At 59.1% G+C, this 23,403-nt stretch carries 28 protein-coding genes; 20 read left to right on the top strand and 8 right to left on the bottom strand.

Features of this window, described 5'->3' with window-relative positions:
* The first annotated feature begins 312 nt into the window (after nt 1–312).
* Both fliK and I2H36_RS07560 read left to right on the top strand, forming a co-directional pair.
* On the top strand, nt 313–1,311 hold the full coding sequence (fliK, locus tag I2H36_RS20410) for a flagellar hook-length control protein FliK (RefSeq protein WP_210330996.1): 999 nt from the start codon (nt 313–315) through the stop codon (nt 1,309–1,311).
* Complete coding sequence (locus I2H36_RS07560; protein ID WP_196263286.1) at nt 1,253–1,879, top strand: transglycosylase SLT domain-containing protein; 627 nt, start codon at nt 1,253–1,255, stop codon at nt 1,877–1,879. Before fliK ends, I2H36_RS07560 begins: the two co-directional genes overlap by 59 nt.
* A 43-nt stretch (nt 1,880–1,922) precedes the next feature.
* Here I2H36_RS07560 and I2H36_RS07555 read toward each other — a convergent pair whose 3' ends face one another.
* From I2H36_RS07555 to motA, 8 genes are all read right to left on the bottom strand, one after another.
* Complete coding sequence (locus I2H36_RS07555; RefSeq protein ID WP_196263285.1) at nt 1,923–2,396, bottom strand: AprI/Inh family metalloprotease inhibitor; 474 nt, start codon at nt 2,394–2,396, stop codon at nt 1,923–1,925.
* Nucleotides 2,397–2,647: 251 nt separating this feature from the next.
* Nucleotides 2,648–3,127: a hypothetical protein gene (locus I2H36_RS07550; protein ID WP_196263284.1), complete on the bottom strand. Its 480-nt coding sequence runs from the start codon at nt 3,125–3,127 to the stop codon at nt 2,648–2,650.
* Between the two features lie 20 nt (nt 3,128–3,147).
* Nucleotides 3,148–4,212, bottom strand: a complete 1,065-nt coding sequence (gene flhB / locus I2H36_RS07545; RefSeq protein ID WP_196263283.1) for a flagellar biosynthesis protein FlhB — start codon at nt 4,210–4,212, stop codon at nt 3,148–3,150.
* 17 nt (nt 4,213–4,229) lie between these two features.
* The gene (locus I2H36_RS07540) at nt 4,230–5,258 is read right to left on the bottom strand and encodes a flagellar motor switch protein FliG (protein WP_196263282.1); all 1,029 of its coding nucleotides are present in this window, start codon (nt 5,256–5,258) and stop codon (nt 4,230–4,232) included.
* A 14-nt stretch (nt 5,259–5,272) separates the two neighbouring features.
* Complete coding sequence (gene fliN, locus I2H36_RS07535) at nt 5,273–5,626, bottom strand: flagellar motor switch protein FliN (RefSeq protein WP_210330995.1); 354 nt, start codon at nt 5,624–5,626, stop codon at nt 5,273–5,275.
* 11 nt (nt 5,627–5,637) lie between these two features.
* Nucleotides 5,638–5,949, bottom strand: coding sequence for a hypothetical protein (locus I2H36_RS07530; protein WP_196263281.1), 312 nt, complete (start codon nt 5,947–5,949; stop codon nt 5,638–5,640).
* Nucleotides 5,933–6,862, bottom strand: coding sequence for a flagellar motor switch protein FliM (locus I2H36_RS07525; protein ID WP_196263280.1), 930 nt, complete (start codon nt 6,860–6,862; stop codon nt 5,933–5,935). The genes I2H36_RS07530 and I2H36_RS07525 overlap by 17 nt, the downstream gene beginning before the upstream one ends.
* Nucleotides 6,863–6,865: 3 nt before the next feature.
* Nucleotides 6,866–7,747: a flagellar motor stator protein MotA gene (motA, locus tag I2H36_RS07520; RefSeq protein ID WP_196263279.1), complete on the bottom strand. Its 882-nt coding sequence runs from the start codon at nt 7,745–7,747 to the stop codon at nt 6,866–6,868.
* A 211-nt stretch (nt 7,748–7,958) separates the two neighbouring features.
* Here motA and flgF point away from each other — a divergent pair, with 211 nt between their 5' ends.
* From flgF to I2H36_RS07430, 18 genes are all read left to right on the top strand, one after another.
* Nucleotides 7,959–8,684, top strand: coding sequence for a flagellar basal-body rod protein FlgF (gene flgF, locus I2H36_RS07515; RefSeq protein WP_196263278.1), 726 nt, complete (start codon nt 7,959–7,961; stop codon nt 8,682–8,684).
* Between the two features lie 8 nt (nt 8,685–8,692).
* Entirely contained in the window at nt 8,693–10,018 is a 1,326-nt protein-coding gene (gene fliI, locus I2H36_RS07510; protein ID WP_196263277.1) for a flagellar protein export ATPase FliI, read from the top strand.
* Between the two features lie 93 nt (nt 10,019–10,111).
* Complete coding sequence (locus I2H36_RS07505) at nt 10,112–11,602, top strand: flagellar hook protein FlgE (protein ID WP_196263276.1); 1,491 nt, start codon at nt 10,112–10,114, stop codon at nt 11,600–11,602.
* A 32-nt stretch (nt 11,603–11,634) separates the two neighbouring features.
* Nucleotides 11,635–13,098 carry a flagellar hook-associated protein FlgK gene (flgK, locus tag I2H36_RS07500; protein WP_196263275.1) on the top strand — a complete coding sequence of 488 codons (1,464 nt, stop codon included), beginning with the start codon at nt 11,635–11,637 and terminating at the stop codon, nt 13,096–13,098.
* A 2-nt stretch (nt 13,099–13,100) separates the two neighbouring features.
* On the top strand, nt 13,101–14,450 hold the full coding sequence (locus I2H36_RS07495) for a flagellin (protein WP_196263274.1): 1,350 nt from the start codon (nt 13,101–13,103) through the stop codon (nt 14,448–14,450).
* A 15-nt stretch (nt 14,451–14,465) separates the two neighbouring features.
* Nucleotides 14,466–14,813, top strand: coding sequence for a flagellar biosynthesis regulator FlaF (gene flaF / locus I2H36_RS07490; protein ID WP_196263273.1), 348 nt, complete (start codon nt 14,466–14,468; stop codon nt 14,811–14,813).
* Entirely contained in the window at nt 14,810–15,226 is a 417-nt protein-coding gene (flbT, locus tag I2H36_RS07485; protein WP_196263272.1) for a flagellar biosynthesis repressor FlbT, read from the top strand. The genes flaF and flbT overlap by 4 nt, the downstream gene beginning before the upstream one ends.
* Nucleotides 15,227–15,242: 16 nt before the next feature.
* Complete coding sequence (gene flgD, locus I2H36_RS07480) at nt 15,243–15,638, top strand: flagellar hook assembly protein FlgD (RefSeq protein WP_196263271.1); 396 nt, start codon at nt 15,243–15,245, stop codon at nt 15,636–15,638.
* A gap of 1 nt (nt 15,639) precedes the next feature.
* Nucleotides 15,640–15,906: a flagellar biosynthetic protein FliQ gene (locus I2H36_RS07475; RefSeq protein ID WP_196263270.1), complete on the top strand. Its 267-nt coding sequence runs from the start codon at nt 15,640–15,642 to the stop codon at nt 15,904–15,906.
* A gap of 129 nt (nt 15,907–16,035) precedes the next feature.
* A complete protein-coding gene (gene flhA, locus I2H36_RS07470) occupies nt 16,036–18,111 on the top strand; it encodes a flagellar biosynthesis protein FlhA (protein ID WP_196263269.1) in 2,076 nt (691 codons plus the stop codon).
* Nucleotides 18,108–18,863, top strand: a complete 756-nt coding sequence (gene fliR / locus I2H36_RS07465) for a flagellar biosynthesis protein FliR (RefSeq protein WP_196263268.1) — start codon at nt 18,108–18,110, stop codon at nt 18,861–18,863. Before flhA ends, fliR begins: the two co-directional genes overlap by 4 nt.
* 5 nt (nt 18,864–18,868) lie before the next feature.
* Nucleotides 18,869–19,267 (top strand): hypothetical protein, encoded by a 399-nt coding sequence (locus I2H36_RS07460; RefSeq protein ID WP_196263267.1) that lies wholly within the window; start codon nt 18,869–18,871, stop codon nt 19,265–19,267.
* Between the two features lie 47 nt (nt 19,268–19,314).
* Nucleotides 19,315–19,818, top strand: coding sequence for a rod-binding protein (locus I2H36_RS07455; protein WP_196263266.1), 504 nt, complete (start codon nt 19,315–19,317; stop codon nt 19,816–19,818).
* Between the two features lie 40 nt (nt 19,819–19,858).
* Complete coding sequence (locus I2H36_RS07450; protein WP_196263265.1) at nt 19,859–20,203, top strand: magnesium transporter CorA family protein; 345 nt, start codon at nt 19,859–19,861, stop codon at nt 20,201–20,203.
* Nucleotides 20,200–20,649: a hypothetical protein gene (locus I2H36_RS07445; RefSeq protein ID WP_210330994.1), complete on the top strand. Its 450-nt coding sequence runs from the start codon at nt 20,200–20,202 to the stop codon at nt 20,647–20,649. Before I2H36_RS07450 ends, I2H36_RS07445 begins: the two co-directional genes overlap by 4 nt.
* Nucleotides 20,650–20,700: 51 nt before the next feature.
* On the top strand, nt 20,701–21,084 hold the full coding sequence (locus I2H36_RS07440; protein WP_196263264.1) for a response regulator: 384 nt from the start codon (nt 20,701–20,703) through the stop codon (nt 21,082–21,084).
* A 4-nt stretch (nt 21,085–21,088) separates the two neighbouring features.
* Nucleotides 21,089–22,204 carry a protein-glutamate methylesterase/protein-glutamine glutaminase gene (locus tag I2H36_RS07435; RefSeq protein WP_196263263.1) on the top strand — a complete coding sequence of 372 codons (1,116 nt, stop codon included), beginning with the start codon at nt 21,089–21,091 and terminating at the stop codon, nt 22,202–22,204.
* Nucleotides 22,201–23,052 carry a CheR family methyltransferase gene (locus I2H36_RS07430; protein WP_196263262.1) on the top strand — a complete coding sequence of 284 codons (852 nt, stop codon included), beginning with the start codon at nt 22,201–22,203 and terminating at the stop codon, nt 23,050–23,052. Before I2H36_RS07435 ends, I2H36_RS07430 begins: the two co-directional genes overlap by 4 nt.
* The last annotated feature ends 351 nt before the right edge of the window (nt 23,053–23,403 follow it).

Raw genomic sequence — 23,403 nt, 5'->3', positions numbered from 1 at the left:
CCTTCCCCCGCAACCGATGTTCAGCAGGGCAGCAAGGGCTCCGGGAGCGGGACGACGGGCTTCGACACGCTGCTCGAAGGCTTCTCGCGGGAGCAAAGCCGGGAGGGTAACGACTCACTTCAGGATGACACTCTGTCGAGCCCGACCGAACAGACGGCGGAAACATCCGCGACCGACACGACGGTATTGCAGGCCCTGCTCTCAGCCACTTTTCCGGATGGACCCTCGGCAGGAGCAGCCATTCCCCTTGTGGGAAGTCAAGCCTATGCCGTTCTTGAGGGCCTTCTGCCCCAGATCCTGTCGCAGAGTGGGGTGAACAGCCAAGCCGAACCCGAAATGCGCAATGGTGCGTCTTCAATGCCGCCGTTGCTCACCACTGACGCGGCGGCTGACAGCATCCTGAGCCCTGCCATAGGGCCGAAGCTATCGGTCTCCATTCAGAATCAGGAAACGCATTTCAGACCCGTTGTGGAAGGTTTCGAATCAGCACTTCAACAGAGCGCGTCGGCTGAAGCAATCGACCTTCCGATCGAAGCTCGTCCAAACTACCTTGGCGTCAAGAAGGCCATGGAAGCCGCAACGAAGCAGCCTCATTCCCCTCTGCAGCAATCATTGGGCGGAGAGCCAGTCGTTCCTGATGCGGAGGCGGCCAACCTACTTCAGCGGGATGACGAGAAGAGAATCGATAGGGTTTCCATCGGACGCATGGCTGATCGCGCTGAGGTGCAGAAGCAAGCTGCTCCGGGTCTTCAGAAAGCAGAGGTCGGTTCACTGCCACCCGGTACGCTCCACCAGATGGCCAGAGCGATCTTGGATGATGTGTCGGAAGTCTCCGGCGCTCACCAGCCAGCCCTTCAGGGCGATGGCGTGCACCGTGTCGCCGTGGCTCGTGCCTCAGGGGGAGTTCTGAGGGTTCTCAGCCTGCAGCTCAATCCAGTGGAACTGGGACTTGTGACGATCAAGATGCGTCTCTCCGGCGACAGCTTGGAGATGGAGCTTCAGGTCGAGAAACAGGAGACGGCTGATCTCCTCCGAAACGATGCCGAGAAACTCTCCAGCCTGCTGAGAACCTCCGGATACCGGCCCGACGTGATCAATATCCAGACTGCTGAATCCACCAGCCATGACCGAAATTCATTCCAGCGTCCACAACCGGGGATGCAAGACCAAAGCTTCCAGGGTAATGCAGACAGCCAGAACCATTCCTCCAGGCACCATGGTTCGCATGGTCCAGACGAGGCGGAAGCCCGCAATGAGCCGAAACAGAATCGGACTGCTGATAGCAGTAGCTCTGGCGGGATCTACCTCTAGCGCCGTTTACGTGACCTCGGCCGCCGCTCAGCCTCAGTCAGGTTTGTGCGAGCGGGAGATGATGCGCGCCTCCGCTTTATATGGCGTGCCGCTGGGAATGCTCTATTCTGTGGGTCTTACGGAGACCGGAAAGCGCGGAAGCCTGCAGCCATACGCCATGAATGTCGAGGGCAAGGCAGTCTTCTCGAACAGTGCGATTGAAGCGATCCAGAAATTCGAGCAGGCGAGCCGGTCTGGAGCGAGGCTGATCGACATGGGCTGCATGCAGATCAATCATCTGTATCACCGCGAAAAGTTCTCGTCGTTGGAGAGCATGCTGAACCCACGCTTGAACGTGGAATACGCTGCACGATTTCTAAAAGAATTGAAGACCCGCCATGAAACGTGGACGATGGCGGTCGCGCGCTATCACGCCGGGCCTAACAACGATCCGGCGCAGAAGCGCTATGTCTGCCGGGTGATCGCCAATATGGTCGCAGCGGGCTTCGGCGCCTGGACCCCGGGGGCGCGTTCATTCTGCGCAGACGCTCCCGGCCTCAATCCCGGGCAAACGGTTGCGGCAGACTAGAGAAATTCTACTGGCTTAAATTATTTTGACGGGACGTTCTATCCTAGCGCGTCATCGTCAGTGCAGCTTCGGAGCCGCTCAGCGTACCCGAGAGAGCGGCTTCGACGCCTGATAGCCGGGCGACAACCTGTCCGCGGGAGAACAGGATAACCCGATTGTCATTGATGCTCCATCCGTTGACCGTCTTCAGAGCATTGCTGGAGCAGCCTTGAGCCGATGCCTTGTAAAGATCAAGCGACGGAACGCTCGAGAGCTGAATGCGGCATGAGGCGGAGCCGACGCTGGCTTTCCACATCCCGGCGTAGGATGAGGGGCGCTGAGGCGGCGTAAAGACTCCCGGAGCGCTGGCTTGGACATCGGCGTTGGTCTCGCGTTGCGAAGCGGCGGGCTGTTGAGGAACGGGTACGGACAGGGGTTTCTCACCTGAACTTCCACCAAGCGCAGGTCGATCCAGAAGAGGCCCGGGAGGCAGCTCCGGCTCCAGACGGGCCTCATAGCCTCTCCGGACGAGGGGCAAGGCAACCTCCACGCCATGAAGCGGCTCATAAACCGGCTGAATGGCAACCCCGTATGCGGCGACAGCGGGCCTCCCACCCCAAGGAGCGGAGTAGGCAGGGTAGCTTCTTGGGGTGGAGGCGTGCCCCCATGGACCCTGGCGATAGAGACTATCTGCCGAGTTGCAGGCTGAGACCATGCCTGCAACCATGAGCATGGTAGCTTTGGAGATTGATTTGCATCTCATGCATGTAAGCCGTCGACGCTCAGCCATCAATGCCGAGCAATTTCGGCAAGGCAGGAAGGCGACTGAAAACGGGGAGGAAGGGGTCTCAAGCGTGCAGAGGAGACCATGCGCGCGAAGGAGGACAGGTTGAACTCGGACCGCTTGAAGGCTGGATCGAGGAGAACCTTGCTAATCTTTAACCCGATGTAATAGTCGCCGAAGATGAGCTGGAAGAAGACAGTCACTGCGTCGTGCACGAACTCCATGTCGAGAACCACACAGGCGTGATCGTCCCGCCCCGTGCTCACATGAGCGACGTGGCCGTATGACAGCGTCTCACCCTTGAAGAACAGCTCAGCGGACGAGTTCATCATCTCATCCATGTTCCCATGCAGCTGATTATCAGCATAGAACCTGATGATATCGGCATCCGCGAGACAGAAATCGGCAATAACATCCTTGATGTTACAAGCGAGTACCTCTTCGAAAGCATGAATATCCAGATGCTCGCTTGAGGAAGCCACCATGCCTACGGTGCGAAGGCTTCTCATTTCGACCTCGTGAGAATGTAGAACAGGATCTGTGCGACAGCTTTGTAGAAGTCAGGCGGAATCATTCGATCCACTTCAACATGATTGTACATGGATCTTGCCAGAGGCTTGTCCTCGATGACGGGGACGCCGTTCTTCTCTGCGATCTCGCGAATTTTGAGCGCGATGAGGTCCTGTCCCTTGGCAACGACGATTGGTGCGCTCGCCTCACTGCGCTCGTAACGCAGAGCAATCGCGTAGTGTGTCGGATTCGCGATGACGAACGTAGCCTTCGGTACGGCAGCCAGCATACGCTTGCGGCTTCGATCCTGAGCCAGCGATCGCATACGCGCCTTGACCATGGGATCGCCTTCCATCTGCTTATATTCCTCTTTCACCTCCTGCTTAGTCATCTTCAAGTCACTGCGCCACTTGAAGCGAGCCCAAAGCAGGTCAGCGGCGACAAGAACGATCGTGGCGATCGCGATGGCGGAGACGAGGCGCATCGCCATGGTCAACATCAGCTCCGGAAGAAGGGACGGATCACTGAACATGGCATTCAAGACCTTATATTGCTCCGATCTCAGGAGCAGAATGCTGACCATCGTCATCGTCCCGAACTTGAACAACGACTTCAAAAATTCGACGAGACCATGCCGGCCGAAGATGCGCTTCCAGCCCCCCATGGGAGAGATTCTGTTCCATTGCGGCCTGATTCTCTCTGTCACCATGGACGGCATGTTCTGCAAGATCGAGGCAGAGAGGCTGCAAGCAGCCAGGATGACAATGACAGGGATCAAGCATTGGGCAACCTCGAGAGCGACAGCCTGGATCAGGGACGCCGCGTCAGCACCCGTCTCGAGGCGGAAATCTTGCGGCCGGTTGATGAAAAGCGACAGTTTCTCCGTCAGGGTCTTCGTGTTGCTGCGTACCGCAAAAGCCAGACCGATAAGGATGCCCAGAATCGAGGCGAACAGGGGAGCCTCCCTGGAGAAAGGGATGTTTCCTTTCTCCAGGGCCTCGCGAACCTTCTTATCGGAAGGCGCCTCTGTCTTGCTGTCCTTGTCATCCGTATCAGACATGAGCTGAAGCCGATCTGTTAGAAGTAGGCTTCATCCTCAGTCTCTGAGTTGATGACGATCTCTCCGCGACCGGCCATCTCGAGCGCCAGGTCCGTGATGGTCCGGCGGGCTTCAGCAATATCGCGATGCGACGACGGTTCTTTGCTGTTCAGCTCGTGCTCGATCATCCGACGGACACGCGAAGAGAGAGCCGACAGGACAACCTTGCGGAATTCGTCGTTCGTACCCTTGAGCGCGAGGACGACGCGATCTGGCGGCACCTGGTCGAACAGGGTCGTGCGATCCTTGGGCGTAAGCTTGACGATATCGTCGAACGTGAAGAGCAACCCTCTGAGAATCTCGGCTGACTTCGGGCGTACGGTCGAGAGGTTGGTCAGGACATCCTCCATGTGATCGCGCTCCATCTTGTTGATGATGTCGGCGATCTTCGCATGGGTATCCGCACCGGCATTCTTCGAGAAGTTTGCCATGAAGTCTTCATGAAGCGTCTTCTCGATATTCTTCATGGTCTCGTCCACGATCGGCTTCATGCTGAGCATACGACGCATCAGGTTGTTCCGAAGCGGCTGAGGGAGCTGGGTCATCACCTTTGCGGCGCAGGAAGGCTTGACCTTGGAGAGAATCAGGGCTGCCGTCTGCGGATGCTCTTTCATCAGATAGGAGGCGATGGCGCTCTCGGATACAGTCGAGATTCGCTCCCAGATGCTTCTGTTGGCGTTCCCCACCACCTCGCTCATGATGCTGGCGATCTGCTCCGGGCTCAGGATGCCGGTCAGCAGCTTCTCGATGTGGGAGGCGCCGCCGATGAGGTCCGCTCCGTCCGTGAAGTTGGAGGCAAACTCCTCCACCAGCTGCTCGATCTGCGTGGGCGAGACAGGGCCCAGTGCCGCGGCCGACTTCGTGACGAGGCGGATCTCATCCTCGCTGAAATGCTTGAGGACCCTACTGGCAGCAGGCTTCCCCATCGCAAAGAGCAGTGTTGCGACGCGCTCAGGGCCCTTCAGGACCTTGGAGCCATTCGCCTTCATGGGAACTGGTGCGACCATGCGGAAATGCCACTTCAGCCGTTAAGATCGTTGCTGGGGGGACCGACGATCTCGGTGAGCGAGATCCCGAAGCGGGAGTTGTCGTCTTCGACGACCACCACTTCGCCGCGGGCGATAATTCTGCCGTTGACGACGACATCGACAGGTTCACCCACGCGGTGATCGAGAGGAACGATGGCGCCCCTGCCGAGCTTCATCAGGTTGGCAACAGGCATGGTGGCGGACCCGAGAACGACCTGAATCGTGACCGGAATACGCAGGATGGAGTCAAGATTCCTGCCACCGAGCTTGTCATCCTGCGAGGAGATGGCGCTCTCCTGCTGCCAGATCGCTTTGTCTTGAGACTTATTTTCGAAGGGATTTGTCATGGAAGTTGACCTTACGAATTAAGAGAATTGGAGCGTGACTGCTGATGCTGGCTTGCCTCTCGTGTGAGAGTTTCCAGTTGCGCTGCGACCGCCTTGGCCTCCTCGATGCGCATACCGAGCATGGCAAGCGTGTCCTTGCCCTCAGTTCCGAAGCTCATGACGGCCGTCTGAGCGCCCTTGAGAGCGGCCCCGGTTCTGTCGAAGATCTGCTGATATTCGGCATGGTACCGGTCGAGCTTCTTGAGCTTCACGTACATGACCGCAACCATGATGCTAGTTGTCACGAGAGCCAAGAAAAGGATGATGTTAGCGAGGGAGGACATCGTCGAGGAATTCCTTTTCTTGATCGATATGTTCGTCGACCTTGAGAACATAGGTGCCTTCGGACTGGCCGATATTGCACCAGAACAGGCCCTGATGATTACCTTCGAGCTTGACCCGGCTTCTTGGCGTTGCCTGCAACTCGATGACGTCGCCCACCTTCAGATCCGCAATCTCGCCCAGCGAAAGGAAACGCTCCTCAAGAACTGCCTTGAGTGTCACTTCTGTCTTCTTCACCTCGGTTGCGATCTGCTTCATCCAGCGCGGATCACGGCCGGAGGATTCGCCGGAAACGACGCGGGAGAGCACCTTTCTCATCGGATTGAGGACCGATTGCGGAATGACGACAAACATCTCGCCACCGCGGTTGAGCGCTTGCAGCAGGAATTTCGCAGCGATCGCCTGATTGTTACGGCGCCCGATGACCGCGAAGTCCATGCGGGTCTCGATTCGCTCGAGCTTGAACTTGGTATCGGTTACCAGCGAAAAAGAGGCCTGCAGGGCCTTGGCAACCTGCTCGAACAGCGTCTGCGCCATGCGCAGCTCGATGGTGGAAAAGCCGCGGGCTTCTTCAACGGGTGCCTCGGACCCGTCGGATCCGAAGAGCACCTCCACCATCGTGTAGATGAAATCCCGGTCGAAACCGATCAGGATGTGGCTGTCCCATTCGGGAGCGTGAAAGATGCCGGCGACCGCATTGGCCTCGTACATCTCAAGGATTTCGCTGACTCGCCCGCTCTCGAGACCGCTGAGCGAATAATACATGGGCGAGGCCGCCATGTGGCGCAGATGCTCGGCGCAACTCGTGGTCATGCGGTCGAAGATGACGTGCAGCATCGGAAGACGGTCGAGCGAGAGGCCCGCCGAGTCCAGCAGCATGTCGCGAATGTCGTTAGCACTCTGTGTCCCGCTCATCGGTTAGGCCGCCTCTTTCAGCTCTTCGGAACGGCCACCTGTCGTGGTGGCGGCTTCGACCTCGTCGATGGTCGGGCGGTACTCCACCGAAATGCCCTTGCGGCCATGCTCGACAGCGATCTGCGGCAGGGCACCGTTCATGTAGGCGATGAGGGCCTGCTTCACGATCACGTAGACGCGAGTCTGCTTCTCGCGTGTCGCCTTGACCTTGTTGGCCAGGGGCGAGAGGAACGCATAGGAGATGAAGATGCCCACGAAGGTTCCAACGAGGGCCGAGGCGATCAGGCCGCCCAGGATCGCTGGAGATTGATCGATGGCGCCCAGCGCCTTTACGATCCCGAGTACCGCAGCCACAATGCCGAGGGCGGGTAAGGCTTCCGAGACGGTGTTGAGAGAATAGTACGGCTTCGTGCGATCACGCTTCAGGGTCGCGATCTCCTCCTCCATGAGCGCTTCGATTTCATGAGGTCGGGCATTGCCGATGATGATCAGGCGGGCGTAGTCGCAGATGAAGAGGGTGAGGTCCTTGTCCTTGAGGACGCTCGGGAACGATTTGAAGATCTCCGATTCCTCGGGCTGGTCGATGTGACCCTCGACCTCGTTGCGCGGCCTGTTCTTCAACTCCCGCATCAGGGCGTAGAGAAGGCCAAGGATCGAGAGGTAATGCTCCCGCTTGGGAACAGCGCCAGTGATCGCCTCACGGGCAGCGCGTCCGGTATCCTTCACCAAGGCCATGGGATTGGCGATGATGAAGGTGCCGATCGCGATGCCGCAGATGATCACATATTCCCAAGGCTGCCAGATGACAGCCAAATGCCCGCCCATGGCGACATAGCCGCTGACGAGCGAGCCGATGGCAACTGCCAGTCCGATCAAGACGCCCAATGCCTTAGTCCTTTATCGAAATTCAACCTGTTGACGATGTCCTAATCCCGGAGGCTTGCGTGAAGCTGGAACCGCGAGAGCAAGCCTCATGCAAGGCTGCTCGACTACGGATCCTGCATGGTTCACCGGGCCTGACGCTGCCGCATTTGGAAGGTTGGCACTGCCCAGTGACATCGCGTGTCCTACGGGGACACAGGATGGAGGAGTTCAGATGCAATCTTCGCTCTATGTGTCGCTGTCCGCCCAAGTGGCCATGGAAAAGCGCCTCAGCACGATTGCGAACAATGTCGCAAACATCAACACAGGCGGCTTTCGCGCAGACGAAGTGAAGTTCGAGGAGATCTTGTCCCTGGCAGCGAAGGAGAACGTCTCCTTTGCATCGTCCGGTCAGAATTTCGTGTCCCGGCGAACCGGTCCTGTCTCCAAGACGGACAATCCGCTCGACGTCGCGATCCAGGGAGAGGGCTGGTTCGCCTTCACCGGTCCCAGCGGCCCTGTCTACACCCGGGACGGTCGATTCAAGATGAATGAAAACGGCGATCTGCAAACGGTTGAGGGATTTCAGGTTCTTGATGCGGGCGGAGCTCCTATAGCCCTCGACCCGATGGCAGGAACTCCCACGATCAGCCGGGACGGCACGATCTTCCAGGGAGCCAATCAGGTCGGGGCCATCGGTCTCTTCAACCTGAGCCCCGACGCCAAGCTCACCCGCTATGGAAATTCGGGAGTGATCTCGAACATCCCCGGCGCCGTTGTTCAAGACTTCAACTCGAATGGCATTCAGCAGGGCTACAGTGAGGGTTCGAACGTCAATCCGGTTCTGGAAATGACCAAGATGATCGCCGTTCAGAGAAGCTTCGAGAGCGCGGCGACGACGATTCAGGAGAGCGAATCGACTCTCACGGATGCGATCAAGACCCTAGGCCCTAGCACCTGATGGCTACCATGAACCCGTTGCAGTCGCTCGAAGAGTTGGTTCTCACCGAGGGTGGGGCGCGGCGCAAGGTCAGGATCAGCGGCGTCATCAACGAGGTGACGCCAAGCTATTACCGAGTCGCCGGCCTGTCCCAGTTCGTCAAGCTCGGAGACCGGGTCGGGTTCTCTGCACAGGACAAGACCGAGATCGGAGAGGTCGTCCGCATCGACGGTGGCGGCATTACGGTTAAGCCCTTCAACGGAAGGATCGAGGCCGGCCTAGGCATGCCCGCCTTCCTTGTAGGCGATGTCGGCTTGAGCCCCGATCATAGCTGGCGCGGAAGGGTGATTAACGCCCTCGGAGAACCTCTGGACGGATTGGGCCCTCTCATTCCTGGCGCGACACCAATTCAGAATGATGCCGAGCCCCCATCGGCCATGCTGCGCTCCAGGGTCAAAGACCCGCTCAGGACCGGCGTGAAGGCCATCGACCTGTTCACGCCGATCTGCAAGGGGCAGCGCATCGGCATCTTCGCCGGCTCGGGCGTCGGCAAGTCCACCCTCCTGACCATGCTGGCGAAGTGCGACGGTTTTGACACGATTGTGGTCGCATTGGTCGGCGAGCGTGGGCGTGAAGTCCGTGAATTTCTGGAGGGGCCGATCCAGACCAATCTCCACAAGTCGATCATGGTCGTCTCCACCGGCGACGAGAGCCCGATGATGCGTCGTCAGGCGCCGAGAACAGCCGTGGCGCTGGCGGAATACTTCCGCGATTGCGGCGAATCGGTGCTGCTCATCGTCGATTCCGTGACCCGTTATGCGCATGCGGCCCGCGATGTGGCGCTCGCTGCCGGCGAGCCTGCTGTCGCGCGCGGATATACACCCAGCGTGTTCAGCGATCTGCCGCGCCTTCTCGAGCGTGCCGGGCCGGGAGAGGAGGGCAGAGGAGGGGCGATCACCGGCATCTTCTCGGTGCTCATCGACGGCGATGACCACAACGATCCCGTGGCCGACAACATCCGTGGAACGCTCGACGGGCATATCGTTCTCGATCGTGCCATTGCGGATCAGGGTCGCTATCCAGCGATCAACCTACTGGGCTCCATCTCGCGTCTGGCCGATCACGTGTGGTCGAGTGATCAGAAGGAACTCGTCCGTCGCCTGCGCAGTCTCATCGCCCGATTCGAGGATACGCGTGATCTCAGGCTCATGGGCGGATACCATCCTGGGAACGATCAGGAACTCGACCAGGCCGTGGTGCTGGTTCCGAAAATTTACGAGGCTCTGCGGCAGGATCCCTCCATGCCAGCCAGCCGTGACGCCTTCATGGATCTGGCCCAGATCCTGAGACAATAGCATGTCCCCTTCAACTTTACCCACAGCATGTACCAACACAGCCTCGCACAAGCGTGGTGGTGTTTAGTTCGAGCTGAAACCTAGGAGCTATCCATGAGTCTTTATGGCGTTCTTCGTAGCGGCGTCTCTGGCATGAACGCCCAGTCCAACAAGCTGGGGACTGTCGCCGAAAACATCCAGAACTCGAGCACGACCGGATACAAGCGCGCCTCGACGGAGTTCTCGTCGCTGATTCTGCCATCGAGCGAAGGCAACTATAACTCCGGCTCCGTCACAAGCCGCGTCCGCTATACCATCGCCGATCAAGGCCCCATTGCCTACACAACGTCTGGGTCAGACTTGGCGATCTCGGGCAACGGCTTCTTCGTGGTGTCGGATCCGAGCGGATCTCCTTATCTCACCCGCGCCGGCAACTTCGTCAAAGACGGGCGAACCGGCAACCTGATCAATGCGGCCGGCTTCACACTGATGGGCTACAAGCTCGGCACGGAAGCGGTCGATCCTTCACTCAACAGCCTTGATGGCGTCGAGCCGGTCAACATGGCCTCCTTCGGCATGCAGGCGACAGGGTCGACGGCGGGAACGTTCAAAGGCAATCTTCCTTTCGGCCAGCCTGTCGCAGTCGCGGCCGGTACACCAACACCTCCGACCGTGGCCCCACCTGTGGCCGGCAGCGTTCTTTTCTCGGCTCCCACAGTGAGTCGCGGCGCGCAGATCGCGTTCAGTGTTGGCGGTGGCGCGAACCAATACTTTGACGTTACAACACAGAAGACGCCTGCTGAAGTCGCCACAGCCATCAATGCCGCTGTTACTGCTGGCACGCTCACTGGCGTCAACGCGTCCACGAATGCTGCCGGCGATCTGATCCTGACTTCAACCGTTTCACCCACCACGACGAGTGTAACAGGATCCTTCACCTCAGTGAGTAAGGCATCGTCGCTGCAGGTTTACGACAAGGTCGGCAATCCGATCAAAATTGACATCTCGCTTTCAAAGATCGATGCCGATACTTGGACCATTAGCGTCTTCAACGGCAGCGATCCCTCTGCACCCTTCACAGGAACGACCGCGATGGAGCTGAACTTCGATGCGGACGGCAAGCTGACCGGATCGGGCGCGCTGGGCTTCAACATCCCCGGTGGCGAGGCCTTCAGCCTCGACATGACGGGCATGACGCAGCTCGCCGGCGAGTACAACGTTACCGGCAGCTCCAACGGCAATGCGCCTTCGGCAGTCAAGGACGTCGAATTCGCCGCCGATGGCACCGTCTATGCGGTCTATGAGGACGGTACCCGCGTCGGTGCCTATCGAATCCCGCTCGCAACAGTCCCGAGTCCCGACAACCTCAGCCCTCGAGCCGGTAACGTCTATGAAACGACGGCGGCATCCGGTGGCTATCAGGTCGGGTTCCCAGAAATGTCCGGCTTCGGCTCGATCGCTTCGGGAGCTCTGGAAGGGTCAAATGTCGATATCGGCACCGAGCTCACGGCGATGATCGAAGCCCAGACCAGCTACACGGCCAACTCGAAGGTCTTCCAGACCGGCTCGGAACTGCTCGACGTTCTGATGAACCTGAAGCGGTAATCTGCACTCTCATGCTCCAGGGCCATTAATCCATGTCTTTGTCTGTTGCCTACAACACGGCACGTTCATCGCTCCAGGCTTCGCAATCGCAGATGGCGGTTGTGTCGCGCAATACGGCGGGTGCGTCGGACCCAAGCTACTCCCGCAAGATCGGGGCACTTACAACAACGGGTGGCTTCGCCCGGATCACGGTGCTCCGCGCGAGCGACAGCGCCTTGCTGTCGAAGATGCTGGAGACCACCTCAAGCGCCGCAACCCAGAAGGCTCTGCTCGAGGGACTGCAGAAGCTCAGCGCGACCATCGGCGACACGGAACTCGATCAATCGCCTGCGGCTCGCATGGGAGCGCTAAACAGCGCTCTCCAACTCTATGCGAACGCCCCGGACAATCCTGACCTTGCTCAGGCCGTCGTCAAGGCCGCCACGGAGATGGCGACGAGCCTCAATGACGCGACAGCCACGGTTCAGTCGATCCGCCTAGAGACTGATGTGCGGATTGGGGATTCAGTTGCGCGCATCAATGATCTGCTTCTCAAATACGAGAAGGCGAATAACCAAGTAATGAGCGGATCGGCTCTGGGAGCCGACGTGAGTGATGCGATGGATCAGCGCGACAGCCTGATCGCGCAGCTGTCCGAGGAGATTGGCATCACGGTCGTCCCCCGGGCCGGCAACGATGTCGCTCTTTATACGGACAGCGGCGTGCCGCTCTTCGATCGGATCCCGCGAACCGTGACGTTCTCACGGACAACGGTGTTCGGGCCTGCTGTGACAGGTGCGAATGTTCTGATCGATGGCATCCGTGTCACGGGACCGGGTGCGCCGATGGAGCTGAATTCCGGTAACCTCGCGGGGCTGACTCAGCTACGCGACGATGTCGCCGTCACCTATCAGGATCAACTCGACGAGATTGCCCGCACCCTCGTCGAGGCCTTCGCAGAAAAGGACCAGACGGTGCCTGCAAAGGTCGACAGGCCGGGTATCTTCACTTATCCGGCTGCAACAGGTGTACCCGGAGCCCCGGCTCCGACGGGTCTCGCCGGGGTGCTCCGGGTCAACGCCGCAGTTAATCCGGCCGAGGGTGGCAAGTTTGAGTTGATTCGCGATGGCGGCATCAACGGGGCGGATTACACCTATAATCCCGCTGCCGGTGCAAATGCCTCCTTCGCCGGGCGCCTCTCCGGCCTAGTGGATGCCATGTCGGTTCAGCGTCCGATCAACACCGGCCTTGGGTTCGGCCCTCAGGCGTCGCTCCTGAGCCTCGCCTCGTCTTCAGGCAGCTGGCTTGAGGCGACGCGCCAGAGCGCTCATCAGCGGGTGGAATACCAGACGACCCTTCTCGGACATGCGTCCGAGGCGCTGTCCAACGCGACGGATGTGAACATGGATGACGAGACCGCGCTCATGCTGCAGCTAGAGAAATCCTATTCCGCTTCGGCAAAGCTGCTCTCCCTCATCGACCAGATGCTCAAGACACTCCTCAGCGTGGTGGGCTAATCATGAGAACGACTTTTGTCTCGACGCTGGCGCTCTGGAATTCATCCAAGACGTCCCTCGACAAGTTGCAGACGGGCCTCGTGAAGGCAAACAAGGAGCTGGTCACCGGCCGTGAGGCGGATGTGGGCTTGAAGCTCGGATACAAGACAGGTCAGACCCTGTCCCTGCGACAGGATCGCGCCGAGATCGATGCTCTGGTCGACGGTAATGCTTCGATCCTGCTCAGGATGAAATCGAGCACGACGGCGCTCGATCAGGTCAGGTCCAACGCCGACAAGTTCATGGACGCGCTTATTGCAACGCCGCTGAGCTCGTCAAGTGTCTCGACGCTTATGTATCAGGCGAAGGCCAACCTCAACAACCTGACCTCGTCGATGAACAGCACGGCTGGCGGTCAATACATCTTCGGCGGTATCAATTCGCAGGAGAAGCCGTTCAATGAGTACGCTGGCGGAATGCCTCCCTTGCGTGCGGATGTCAGCATTCCCGTATCGGGTCTGTCAGCCGGCGATGTCATCCGATTCAGTGTCGGCGGCACCCCGGATCAGGTCTTCAGCGTCACAACGGAAACCACCGTTGACGACCTCGTCGTATCAATCAATGCAGCGGTGACGGCCACCACCCTCAGCGGAGTGGAGGCGTCGCGAGATCCGGTGACGGGAAACCTCGTGCTGAAATCGACCGATCTGACCGGTAAGACAGACGTGATCGGGTCTTTCACGGATATGGACGGCATTGCGATCCCTGTCGAAGGTTCTGTCACGCGAAGCCCCCAAGCAGCCGTCGCCTCGTCCTTCCGGTCGACCTTCGGGTTCGGAGTGAATGACGCTGCCGTACCGACGATTACGCCGGACGATATGAAAGCCTTCCTGGACGGCCCTTTCACGGCTCTTTTCGAAGGCGTCAATTGGCAGGACTGGTCGAATGCATCGAGCCAGAACATCCAAAGCAGAATCTCGGTGAGAGAGAAGGTTGAGGCATCGGCCAATGCCAACGATCAAGGCATCCAGAAGATGGCGATGGCCTACACGATGATCTTCGATCTCGGGCTGGACCGTCTTGACAGGGGAACCAGGGAAGCTCTCGTCAACAAGGCAATCTCAACCTTCTCCGAGGCCACCACCGGCGTGACCACCATGCAGTCCAGGCTCGGAGCCGTTCAGGAGAAGGTCGAGGAGGCTGACGAGCGGATGAGCCTTCAGAAGGATATTCTCGACGAGAAGATCATTCATCTGGAAGCGGTCGATCCGGCCGAGGCGAAGATAAGGGTCGATCGGCTGATGACCCAGATCCAGACGTCCTACTCTCTGACGGCACAGCTCAAGACCATGAGCTTGATCAACTATTTGTAATGGGTGGAGTGAAGTATGTACCGTTTCTCCTACGCCGAAGTCATTGAGGACTCCTCCAGAGATTGCCGCGACCGCGAGTACGAGATTTTCGACCGAGCCATCACGATGATGAAGGGGGCCAACGGCAAGCCGTCCCAATCTTTGGAAATGCTTGAAGCGATCGTCTTCGTTCAACGTCTGTGGACCTTCCTGATCAAGGATATCGGACATCCCGACAATGGTCTTCCGGACAAATTGAAGGGGCAACTCATCTCCATCGGCCTCTGGGTCATGCGTGAATCTGATCGCGTGGTCAGAGGTGAACATAACAATCTCGAAGCTCTGATTGATATCAATGCCATGATCCAGGAAGGCCTGAAATGAAAGCGAAGATGCGGTTTTCCCTCAAGGCGGGCGAGCGGATTTTCATCAACGGTGCGGTTCTGACCGTAAGCCAGAAGGTGACCTTGAGCCTTCTGAACGAGGCGCGCTTCCTCCTGGAGAGCCATGTGCTTCAGGTCACGGAAGCGACCACACCGATGCGCCAGCTCTACTTTGTCGCACAGTCCATCCTGATCAACCCTCAGGACGCTGAAAAGGTGATGAGCGCCTTCCGTAAGCTGTACGATTCCATTCTGCTGATCACCACCGACGAGCCCGCGCGTGAAGCGCTTTGCAGAGCCGGCGATCTCGTCGAGGCAGATCGGATCTTCGAGGCCCTCAAGGTCATCAGGACCCTGTTCGAGCCGGATGCGATCTCCGTCGCCACACCTCCCGAAGCGGTCCAGGCCGCTTAAAACCCGGAGCCCTATCATGAATGTGACCTCCGTTGCCTCACCGCTTGCAAGCCGGTCGAGCGCCACCAGCCCATCGACCGCCACAGCAACCTATGACAACTTCCTGAAGCTGCTGATGGCCCAGATGAAGAATCAGGACCCGACGGAGCCCATGAAATCCACCGAGTACATGGCCCAGCTTGCGACCTTCTCACAGGTGGAGCAGACGGTTCAGAGCAATACCAAGCTCGATGCGCTTCTCGCATCGTCGGCTCTGTCGCAGGCCGATGGTGTCATTGGCCGGACCGTGACGACGGCCGACGGCAAGATCTCCGGTCAGGTCGACTCGGTGATCATCACCAATGAAGGGGCCGTTGCCCGGCTGAAGAGCGGCGACAACGTCCTGCTCGGCCCAGGAATCGTGGTGAGCTGATATGAACGAGGTTGATGCCCTGGAACTGGTCCGCGCCGCGATCTGGACCGTCATCATCGGAGCTGGACCGGCCGTGGCCGCCGCCATGGTCATCGGCATCGTCATCGCCCTGATTCAGGCGCTGACCCAGATCCAGGAGGTCACCCTCACGTTCATCCCGAAGATCATCGCGATTCTCGTCGTCACACTGGTGACGGGATCGTTTGTGGGCTCCCAGATTTACGCGTTCACGGAACTCGTCTACGGCCGAATCGTAACAGGGTTCTAGCAACGCCCGGTGAACCACTGCAGGGAGCGAGGACGATATGCTCCCCGGTTCCGGAAGGCTTGCGACCTCCGCGCAAGCTTCATAGGGCATCTGTCAGCTTCAACGTTCAATCGGTGAGCTGACAGGCACATGGAAGCAGTTCAAACTACAGCGCTGGGCCGCAGCAGGGATCTGGCTTTCGCCGGTGGCGTGGTCGCCATTCTGGCCATTCTCTTCCTGCCGATTCCTCCCCTGCTGATCGACATGGGTCTCGCCCTTTCGGTCGCTATGTCCGTCCTGATCCTGATGGTGGCTCTCTGGATTCAGAAGCCTCTCGAATTCTCGGCCTTCCCAACCGTTCTCCTCATCGCGACCCTGTTGCGCCTTGCTCTCAGCATCGCGTCGACCCGCCTGATTCTTTCCGATGGCCACAAGGGCATTGATGCGGCCGGGCACGTGATCAGTGGCTTCTCCCAGTTCGTGATGAGCGGCGATTTCGTCATCGGCATCGTCGTCTTCATCATCCTCATCACCGTCAACTTCCTGGTCATCACGAAGGGCGCGACCCGAATCGCGGAGGTCGGCGCCCGCTTCACTCTCGATGCCATCCCAGGCAAGCAGATGGCGATCGACGCGGATTTGTCGGCCGGCCTGATCGACGAGAAGGAAGCTCAGCACCGCCGGCGGGAACTCGAGGAGGAAAGCGCCTTCTTCGGCTCCATGGACGGTGCCTCCAAGTTCGTCCGCGGCGAGGCAGTCGCAAGCCTGATCACGATTGCGGTCAACATCTTCGGCGGGATCATCATCGGCGTGACCCGGCACGGGATGCCGCTGTCCAAGGCGGCCGACGTGTTCACGCAGCTCTCCGTGGGCGACGGCCTCGTCAGCCAGATTCCAGCCCTGGTGGTTTCTCTCGCGGCCGGTCTTCTCGTCTCGAAAGGCGGCACGCGCGGGCAGGCCCAGCAGGCAGTGCTCGATCAGCTGGGAGCTTATCCGCGAGCCTTGATGGTGGCGTCCGCCCTCATGCTCGTGTTCGCCATCATGCCTGGCCTCCCCATGATCCCCTTCCTCGTGCTGGGCGGATGCATGGGCTTCATTGCCTATGCAATTCCGAAGCAACGGGCCGATCAGGAAGCGAAGGTCAAGACCAAGCTCGCTGAGGAGCAGCAGAAGAACCTGCTGGAGTCCCGAGATTCGGTGAAGGAATCCCTGAAGCTTGCGGAGATCGAGGTGTGCCTCGGCAAACATCTCGCATCATATCTGGCAAGCTCACATGGCGATCTCGCCCACCGCGTCAGCAAGATGCGCAAGAAATTCGCGCAGGATTACGGCTTCGTCCTGCCGGATGTGAAGCTCTCCGATAGCCTGATGATCCCGCCGAAGAGCTATCAGATCAAGATTCACGGGACCGTGGTGGCAACGCAGGAAATCCGCCCAGGCGATCTTCTCGTCGTGCTCGGCGACGGCCCAATGCCGGACGTGCCAGGCGACGAGGTTCGTGAACCTGCTTTCGGAATGAAGTCCCTATGGATCTCCGATGTTTATGTGAACGAGATCAAGAGGCAGGGCTTCACGGCAGTTGATGGAGCCTCTGTCCTTCTCACGCACCTGAGCGAGGTGATCCGCAACAACCTTCCGCAGCTTCTCTCATACAAGGATGTTCGCAATCTCTTGGATGGCCTGGACAGTGAATACAAGCGGTTGCTCGACGACATCTGCCCCTCACAGATTTCCTATTCGGGCCTTCAGGCCGTGCTCAAGCTCCTGCTGGCAGAGCGGGTTTCGATCCGCAATCTCAGTCTGATCCTCGAAGCGATCGCCGAGATCGCCCCGCATGCTCGGCGGGCCGAGCAGCTGGTGGAGCATGTTCGGGTGCGCATCGCCCAGCAGATCTGCGGGGATCTGGCGGAGGGAGGAGCCCTCAACGTGCTGCGTCTGGGCAACAAGTGGGACATCGCCTTCCATCAGAGCCTGAAGCGGGATGCGAAGGGTGACGTGGTCGAGTTCGATATCGATCCGCGTCTGGTCGAACAGTTCGGCACCGAGGCCTCCGAGGCGATTAAAGCCCGGATGGGACAGGTCCAGAGCTTCGCCATCGTGACGGCGCCGGATGCTCGCCCCTATGTTCGGATGATCATCGAGCGCATGTTCTCCTCGCTGCCCGTCCTGTCCCATCTGGAGATCGCGCGCGGCGTGGAGGTCAACGCCCTCGGTACGATCTCGTGACCCAGGCCTCTTCCGAGATCCTGCTCGGGATCTTCCTGATCTTCTGCCGTGTCGGCGGCTGCCTGCTCATCGCCCCCGGTTTCTCAAGCTTCCGGATCCCGCTCCAGATTCGCCTGTTCATCGCTTTGACGACGAGCCTCGCGTTGTCTCCGGTTCTGCTCACAAAGCTGCGCGACGGGGTGACGGCGCTTGTGCCCGCCACGATGCTCGTCTCGATCGCTTCTGAATTGCTGACCGGCCTTCTGATCGGGCTTCTGGGCCGGGTCTACTTTCTGGCGCTGCAGACGATGCTGAGCGCGGTCGCCATGGCGTTAGGCCTCGGCGGCATGCCAGGGACACCTATCGACGAGACGGAGCCTCTCCCGCCCATCAGCACTTTCATCATGATGGCAGCAACTGCGATCCTGTTCTTCTCTGACATGCACTGGGAGCTCTATCGCGGACTGGTGGAATCCTATACGCGATTGCCGATAGGCGAGGGACTTGGCGCACGCCTGTCCTTGACTCAGCTCGTGGACCAGATCGCCGCAGCCTTCGTGCTGGCCCTCAGGATCAGCAGCCCTTTCATTCTCTATTCTGTTATCGTCAATTTGGCCGTGGGGCTCACCAACAAGCTGACGCCGCAGATCCCGGTCTACTTCCTGGCAACACCCTTCATCATGCTCGGTGGCCTGTTCATCATGTACTTCGCCGCTCATGACTATGTCCTTCTCTTCATGGACGCGTTCTCCTCCTGGCTTCGAAACGGTTAGTCGGCATGAAGCAGCGCATTCGAAAGATCGATCGCATCCTGAAGGTCCAGGAGCGCCTCAAGCAGGAAGCCGAGTTGAAAGTCTCGCTCCTGGAGAGGGAAGCCGCAGAGCTGAGGGCGTCGCAGGAGGCGATCATTCACTCGATGAACGATCACGACACGCTCCACGGCCTGTTCGTGGACGTGGCCGCCAAGCGATTGCAGACTCTGTCGACGCAAGAAGATCAGGTCGAGAAAGCGAAGGTCGCCCAGAAAGGCGTTGCTCTCGAGAAAGCCATGCAGGCCAAGCGCACGGAAAAGATGCTGACGAACCTGAGAGATCAAAGCCGGCGCGAATCCGAGAAGAAGGATCTCGTCTCGATCCTTGAGACGCTGGCCAAGGGCGGCAGCGCAAGCTTCCCGTAAGCTAGCCGATGTAGAAAGGGCCGAACACAAGAACCGAGAGTGACGCGATGGCGATCAGCCCGCCCTCAGATATTATCAACGATGTCGCAAGAGCGGCGGATCCAACCCGTCTCCAGGCTGCCTCTCGCAAGCTCATGGAAGGCGCTTCGCCGGCCGAGGGCGCAAGCTTTGACGATGCTGTGAAGGAAGCCGCCGACAGGCCTCTCATGATGCCCGGCGCTGACATCTATTCTATCCGCAACTCACTGCGCAACGATGCCGAGACTGCGAATGCCGACAAGGTGCGTAAGGCCCATCAGGAATTCGAGGCTTACATTCTGCAAACCTTCGTCGAATCGATGCTGCCAAGGGATGCTGAGAATACCTATGGCAAGGGCAATGCGGGCTCGATCTGGAAATCCATGCTGGCAGAACAGATCGGCGGGCAGCTCTCGAAGGCCGGGGGCATCGGCATTGCGAACAGGCTCCTGAACGCCCGCAAGCACGGTCCCTCTGCGGGCGCGCCGCAGGTGCCAAGCCATCCGCTGAACACCCTGCTCGGCAAGGTATAGGGTCGGCTGCGAAAGATCATTCGAACAGAGGAGCAAGCCTATGCTGATGAAATCGCTAGATCGCCTTGAAGAGACGCTTGACATGGAAACATCGGCGCTCCTGGCACGGGATCTCTCCAACCTGGATGAGTTCAACCGTCGCAAGAGCCAGTGCCTCCTCGAGATCAGCCGGATCGTCCGGACAGCCGAGATCAGCGCTCTGGATCCCAATGCCACCAAGCGCCTCCAGAACCTGCAGGGCAAGATCGAGCAGAACCAGGACATTCTCAGGCGTCACATGCATGCCGTTCAGGAGGTTGCAAGCATTATCTCGACAGCGATCCAGAAGGCTGAGTCCGACAGCACCTATTCGGCTCATGTCGCCAAGGCTGGTTACGGCACATGATCAAGAACGTCATGGCGGGTTTCTGGGTCTGCGCCGTCACGCTGGCTTCGTGCTACGCGGCGGTCACATGGACCGTCGGAAAAGCCCCCGTCGAGGACAAGGGGAGCTATGAGGGCCTGCAGTACAAGAAGCTGCCGCCCATGAACATTCCGGTCATCGCCGAGGGAGCCGTCCAAGGATACGTGATCGCCAACTTGGTCTTCACGGCCGACGCTAAGACATTGCGGGAAATCTCGGTCCCACCGGAAGCATTTATCCAGGATGAGGTCTTCCGATATGTCTACGCCGACGAGACACTCGATTTCAGGAAGCTGTCCCGGTACAACGTCAATGGGATGATCGGCAACGTTCGCGACAAAATCAACAAACGCCTGGGTGCCGAGATCGTCAAGGAAATCCTGGTCGAGAATTTCAACTTCGTCGACAAGTCAGCCATTCGCTCCTAGCGGGTCTACGCTCCGCCACGAGCTGGATCGCCAGGAACAGGAAATTTTTATATGAGCTATTGCCTGATCATTGATGACTCGCGCGTCATACGAAAAGTCTCCCGCGAGATCGCCGAAGGACTATCCTTCCGTGTAGCCGAGGCCGAGAACGGTGAGGTGGGATTGCAGGCGTGCAGGGCAGAGATGCCTGACGTGATCCTCCTGGACTGGAACATGCCCGTGATGGACGGGTACAGCTTCCTCAAGCATCTGCGTGCAACGCCGGAAGGACAAACCCCGAAGGTTGTGTTCTGCACGACGGAGAACGACATCGATTATATCACGCGTGCTTTGGATGCCGGGGCGGACGAGTACATCATGAAACCGTTCGACCGGGACATCCTTGCAGCCAAGTTCCAAGAACTTGGTGTTCTTCCCGTCTCCCATTCAGCGTGACATCATGTCGATTGCTCCCGTCATTCAACCCGGTCCCGCTCAGAGCAGGCCCACCCGCGTCATGATCGTGGACGACAGCGCCGTCATCCGCGGGATGATTGCGCGCTGGCTGACCGAGGCTGGTGGTTTCGAGATCGTCGCGACGGCATCCAACGGGCGCATGGCGGTGGATGCCGCCGAACGGTCCAAGCCGGAGATCATCCTGCTCGATATCGAGATGCCGGAGGTCGATGGACTCGCGGCTCTTCCCATGATCCTCAAGGTTCAGCCGACGAGCAAGGTCATCGTCATCTCGACTCTCACGCAGAGAAATGCCGAGATTTCACTGAAGTGCCTCTCCCTGGGGGCCGTTGACTACCTTGCAAAGCCGGAAAGTGCCCGTGCGGCAGGAGCTGCGGCCGACTTCCAGCGCGACCTCATTGCGAAACTGCGTGCCCTGGGAGAGGCTAAGAGCCGCCATGTGAGAGTGTCGGCGCCGGCTCTCTCCGTCATGCCGGCACCAGCCGTTTCAACGGCTGTGAAGCCCGGCACTGTAAGGCCGCAATGCCTGCTGATCGGGTCCTCAACCGGCGGTCCTCGTGCGGTCGAACGGGTCCTGCTCGACCTCAAGCCAGCCCTTTCGAGCATCCCCGTGCTGATCGTGCAGCACATGCCCGCGATGTTCACGGCGGTCTTCGCCGAGCACCTGCAGTCCCTCCTCTCCGTTCCGGCCCGGGAAGCCAGGGATGGTGACGCCGTCAGCCCCGGAACAATCCTCGTTGCCCCTGGTGGCCGGCACATGGGCGTGGTCTCTTCAGGCAGCAAAGCCGTCATCCGGCTCAATGACGGACCGCCCGAGAATTTCTGCCGTCCCGCCGTGGACGTGCTCTTCCGGGAAGCGGCGGGCGTGTTCGGCGCCTCCGCCATTGCGGCTGTGCTCACGGGCATGGGATCGGACGGAACGCACGGCGCGCGCCACCTCACGAAGGCAGGCGCGACGATCATCGCCCAGGACGAAGCCACGAGCATCGTCTGGGGAATGCCGGGCAGTATCGTTAAGGCCGGACTGGCCCACGAGATCCTTCCCTTGGAATCCATCGGCCGCTCTTTGAAGGGCCACATCACTGGATCTTCGAAATGACCGAGGCCGAATTCGACGCCCTGCGCGTCTTTCTCAAAGCCCGCTCGGGCTTGGCGCTGTCCCCGGACAAGCGATATCTCGTCGAGAGCCGCCTCTCGTCAGTCTGTACGCGCTTCAAGATCGATAGTCTGTCGCATCTGGTGCGCGAGATCAGGGCAGGGCGCTCGATCGCCCTGGAGAAGGCGACTATCGAGGCAATGACCACGAACGAAACCTTCTTCTTCCGGGACAAGGCACCGTTCGACCTGTTCCAGGACGTCCTGCTGCCGAAATACCTGAAGGAGCGCGCATCGACCCGCCGGCTGCGGATCTGGTGCGCCGCGGCCTCGACCGGCCAGGAGCCGTATTCGCTCGCCATGCTGCTCAAGGAGGCTTTGCCTCGCATGCCGGGCTGGCACATCGAGATCGTGGCGTCGGACATCTCCACCGAGGTTCTGGAGAAGGCGAAGGCAGGATTCTACAATCAGTTCGAAGTGCAGCGTGGCCTGCCGATTCGCCTGCTGGTCAAATACTTCACGCAGGTTGGCGACCAGTGGCAGATCTCGCCCGAGATCCGCGCGATGGTGGATTACCGCTACCTGAACCTGATCGAGGACTTCAATCGCCTGGGTCAGTTCGACATCGTCTATTGCCGCAACGTGCTGATCTATTTCGACCCTAACCTGAAGGCCGATGTGCTGCGCCGGATCGCGAACGTCATGGTGCCCGATGGCTCCCTGCTGCTCGGCGCTTCCGAGACGGTGCTCGGCGTGACCGACGCGCTGACGCTCGATCCAGCTCATCGCGGCTTGTATTCAAAGAACGGTTCAAGCCTCGCGCCAAAGATGTTCGCCGTCGGCGGACGGTAAATGCGCCGTGAGAACGCGATGGCTGTAGATATTGGTCTCGCAAAGATACTATTCGGCGTCCGACTGGTGTCTTCGAATAGTAAACATGCCTGTTCTTCATAGTTAATAAAAGATTAACAGGAAAAATTCTGCTCCGACTTCGATCTTATTGCTTGACGCTAGAGGAGGGGGTTGGTAGACAAGAACTGCAAGCACCGCAGACGGAGATCGCAAGCTCTCTAGGTGCAGAGAAAGCACTATGGTACGCCTTCGCAAGGAGGCCAGGCATGATGCCACTCCATTTTGCCGGTAAAAGCCCGGATGTCATGTGAGCAGCGGATCGAGAATTCTCTCGAGGCATGAAGCCACTCC

The organism is Microvirga terrestris, assembly GCF_015694425.1.
GTDB classification, from domain to species: Bacteria; Pseudomonadota; Alphaproteobacteria; order Rhizobiales; family Beijerinckiaceae; genus Microvirga; species Microvirga terrestris.
This window is presented reverse-complemented; position numbering and strand designations above follow the sequence as displayed.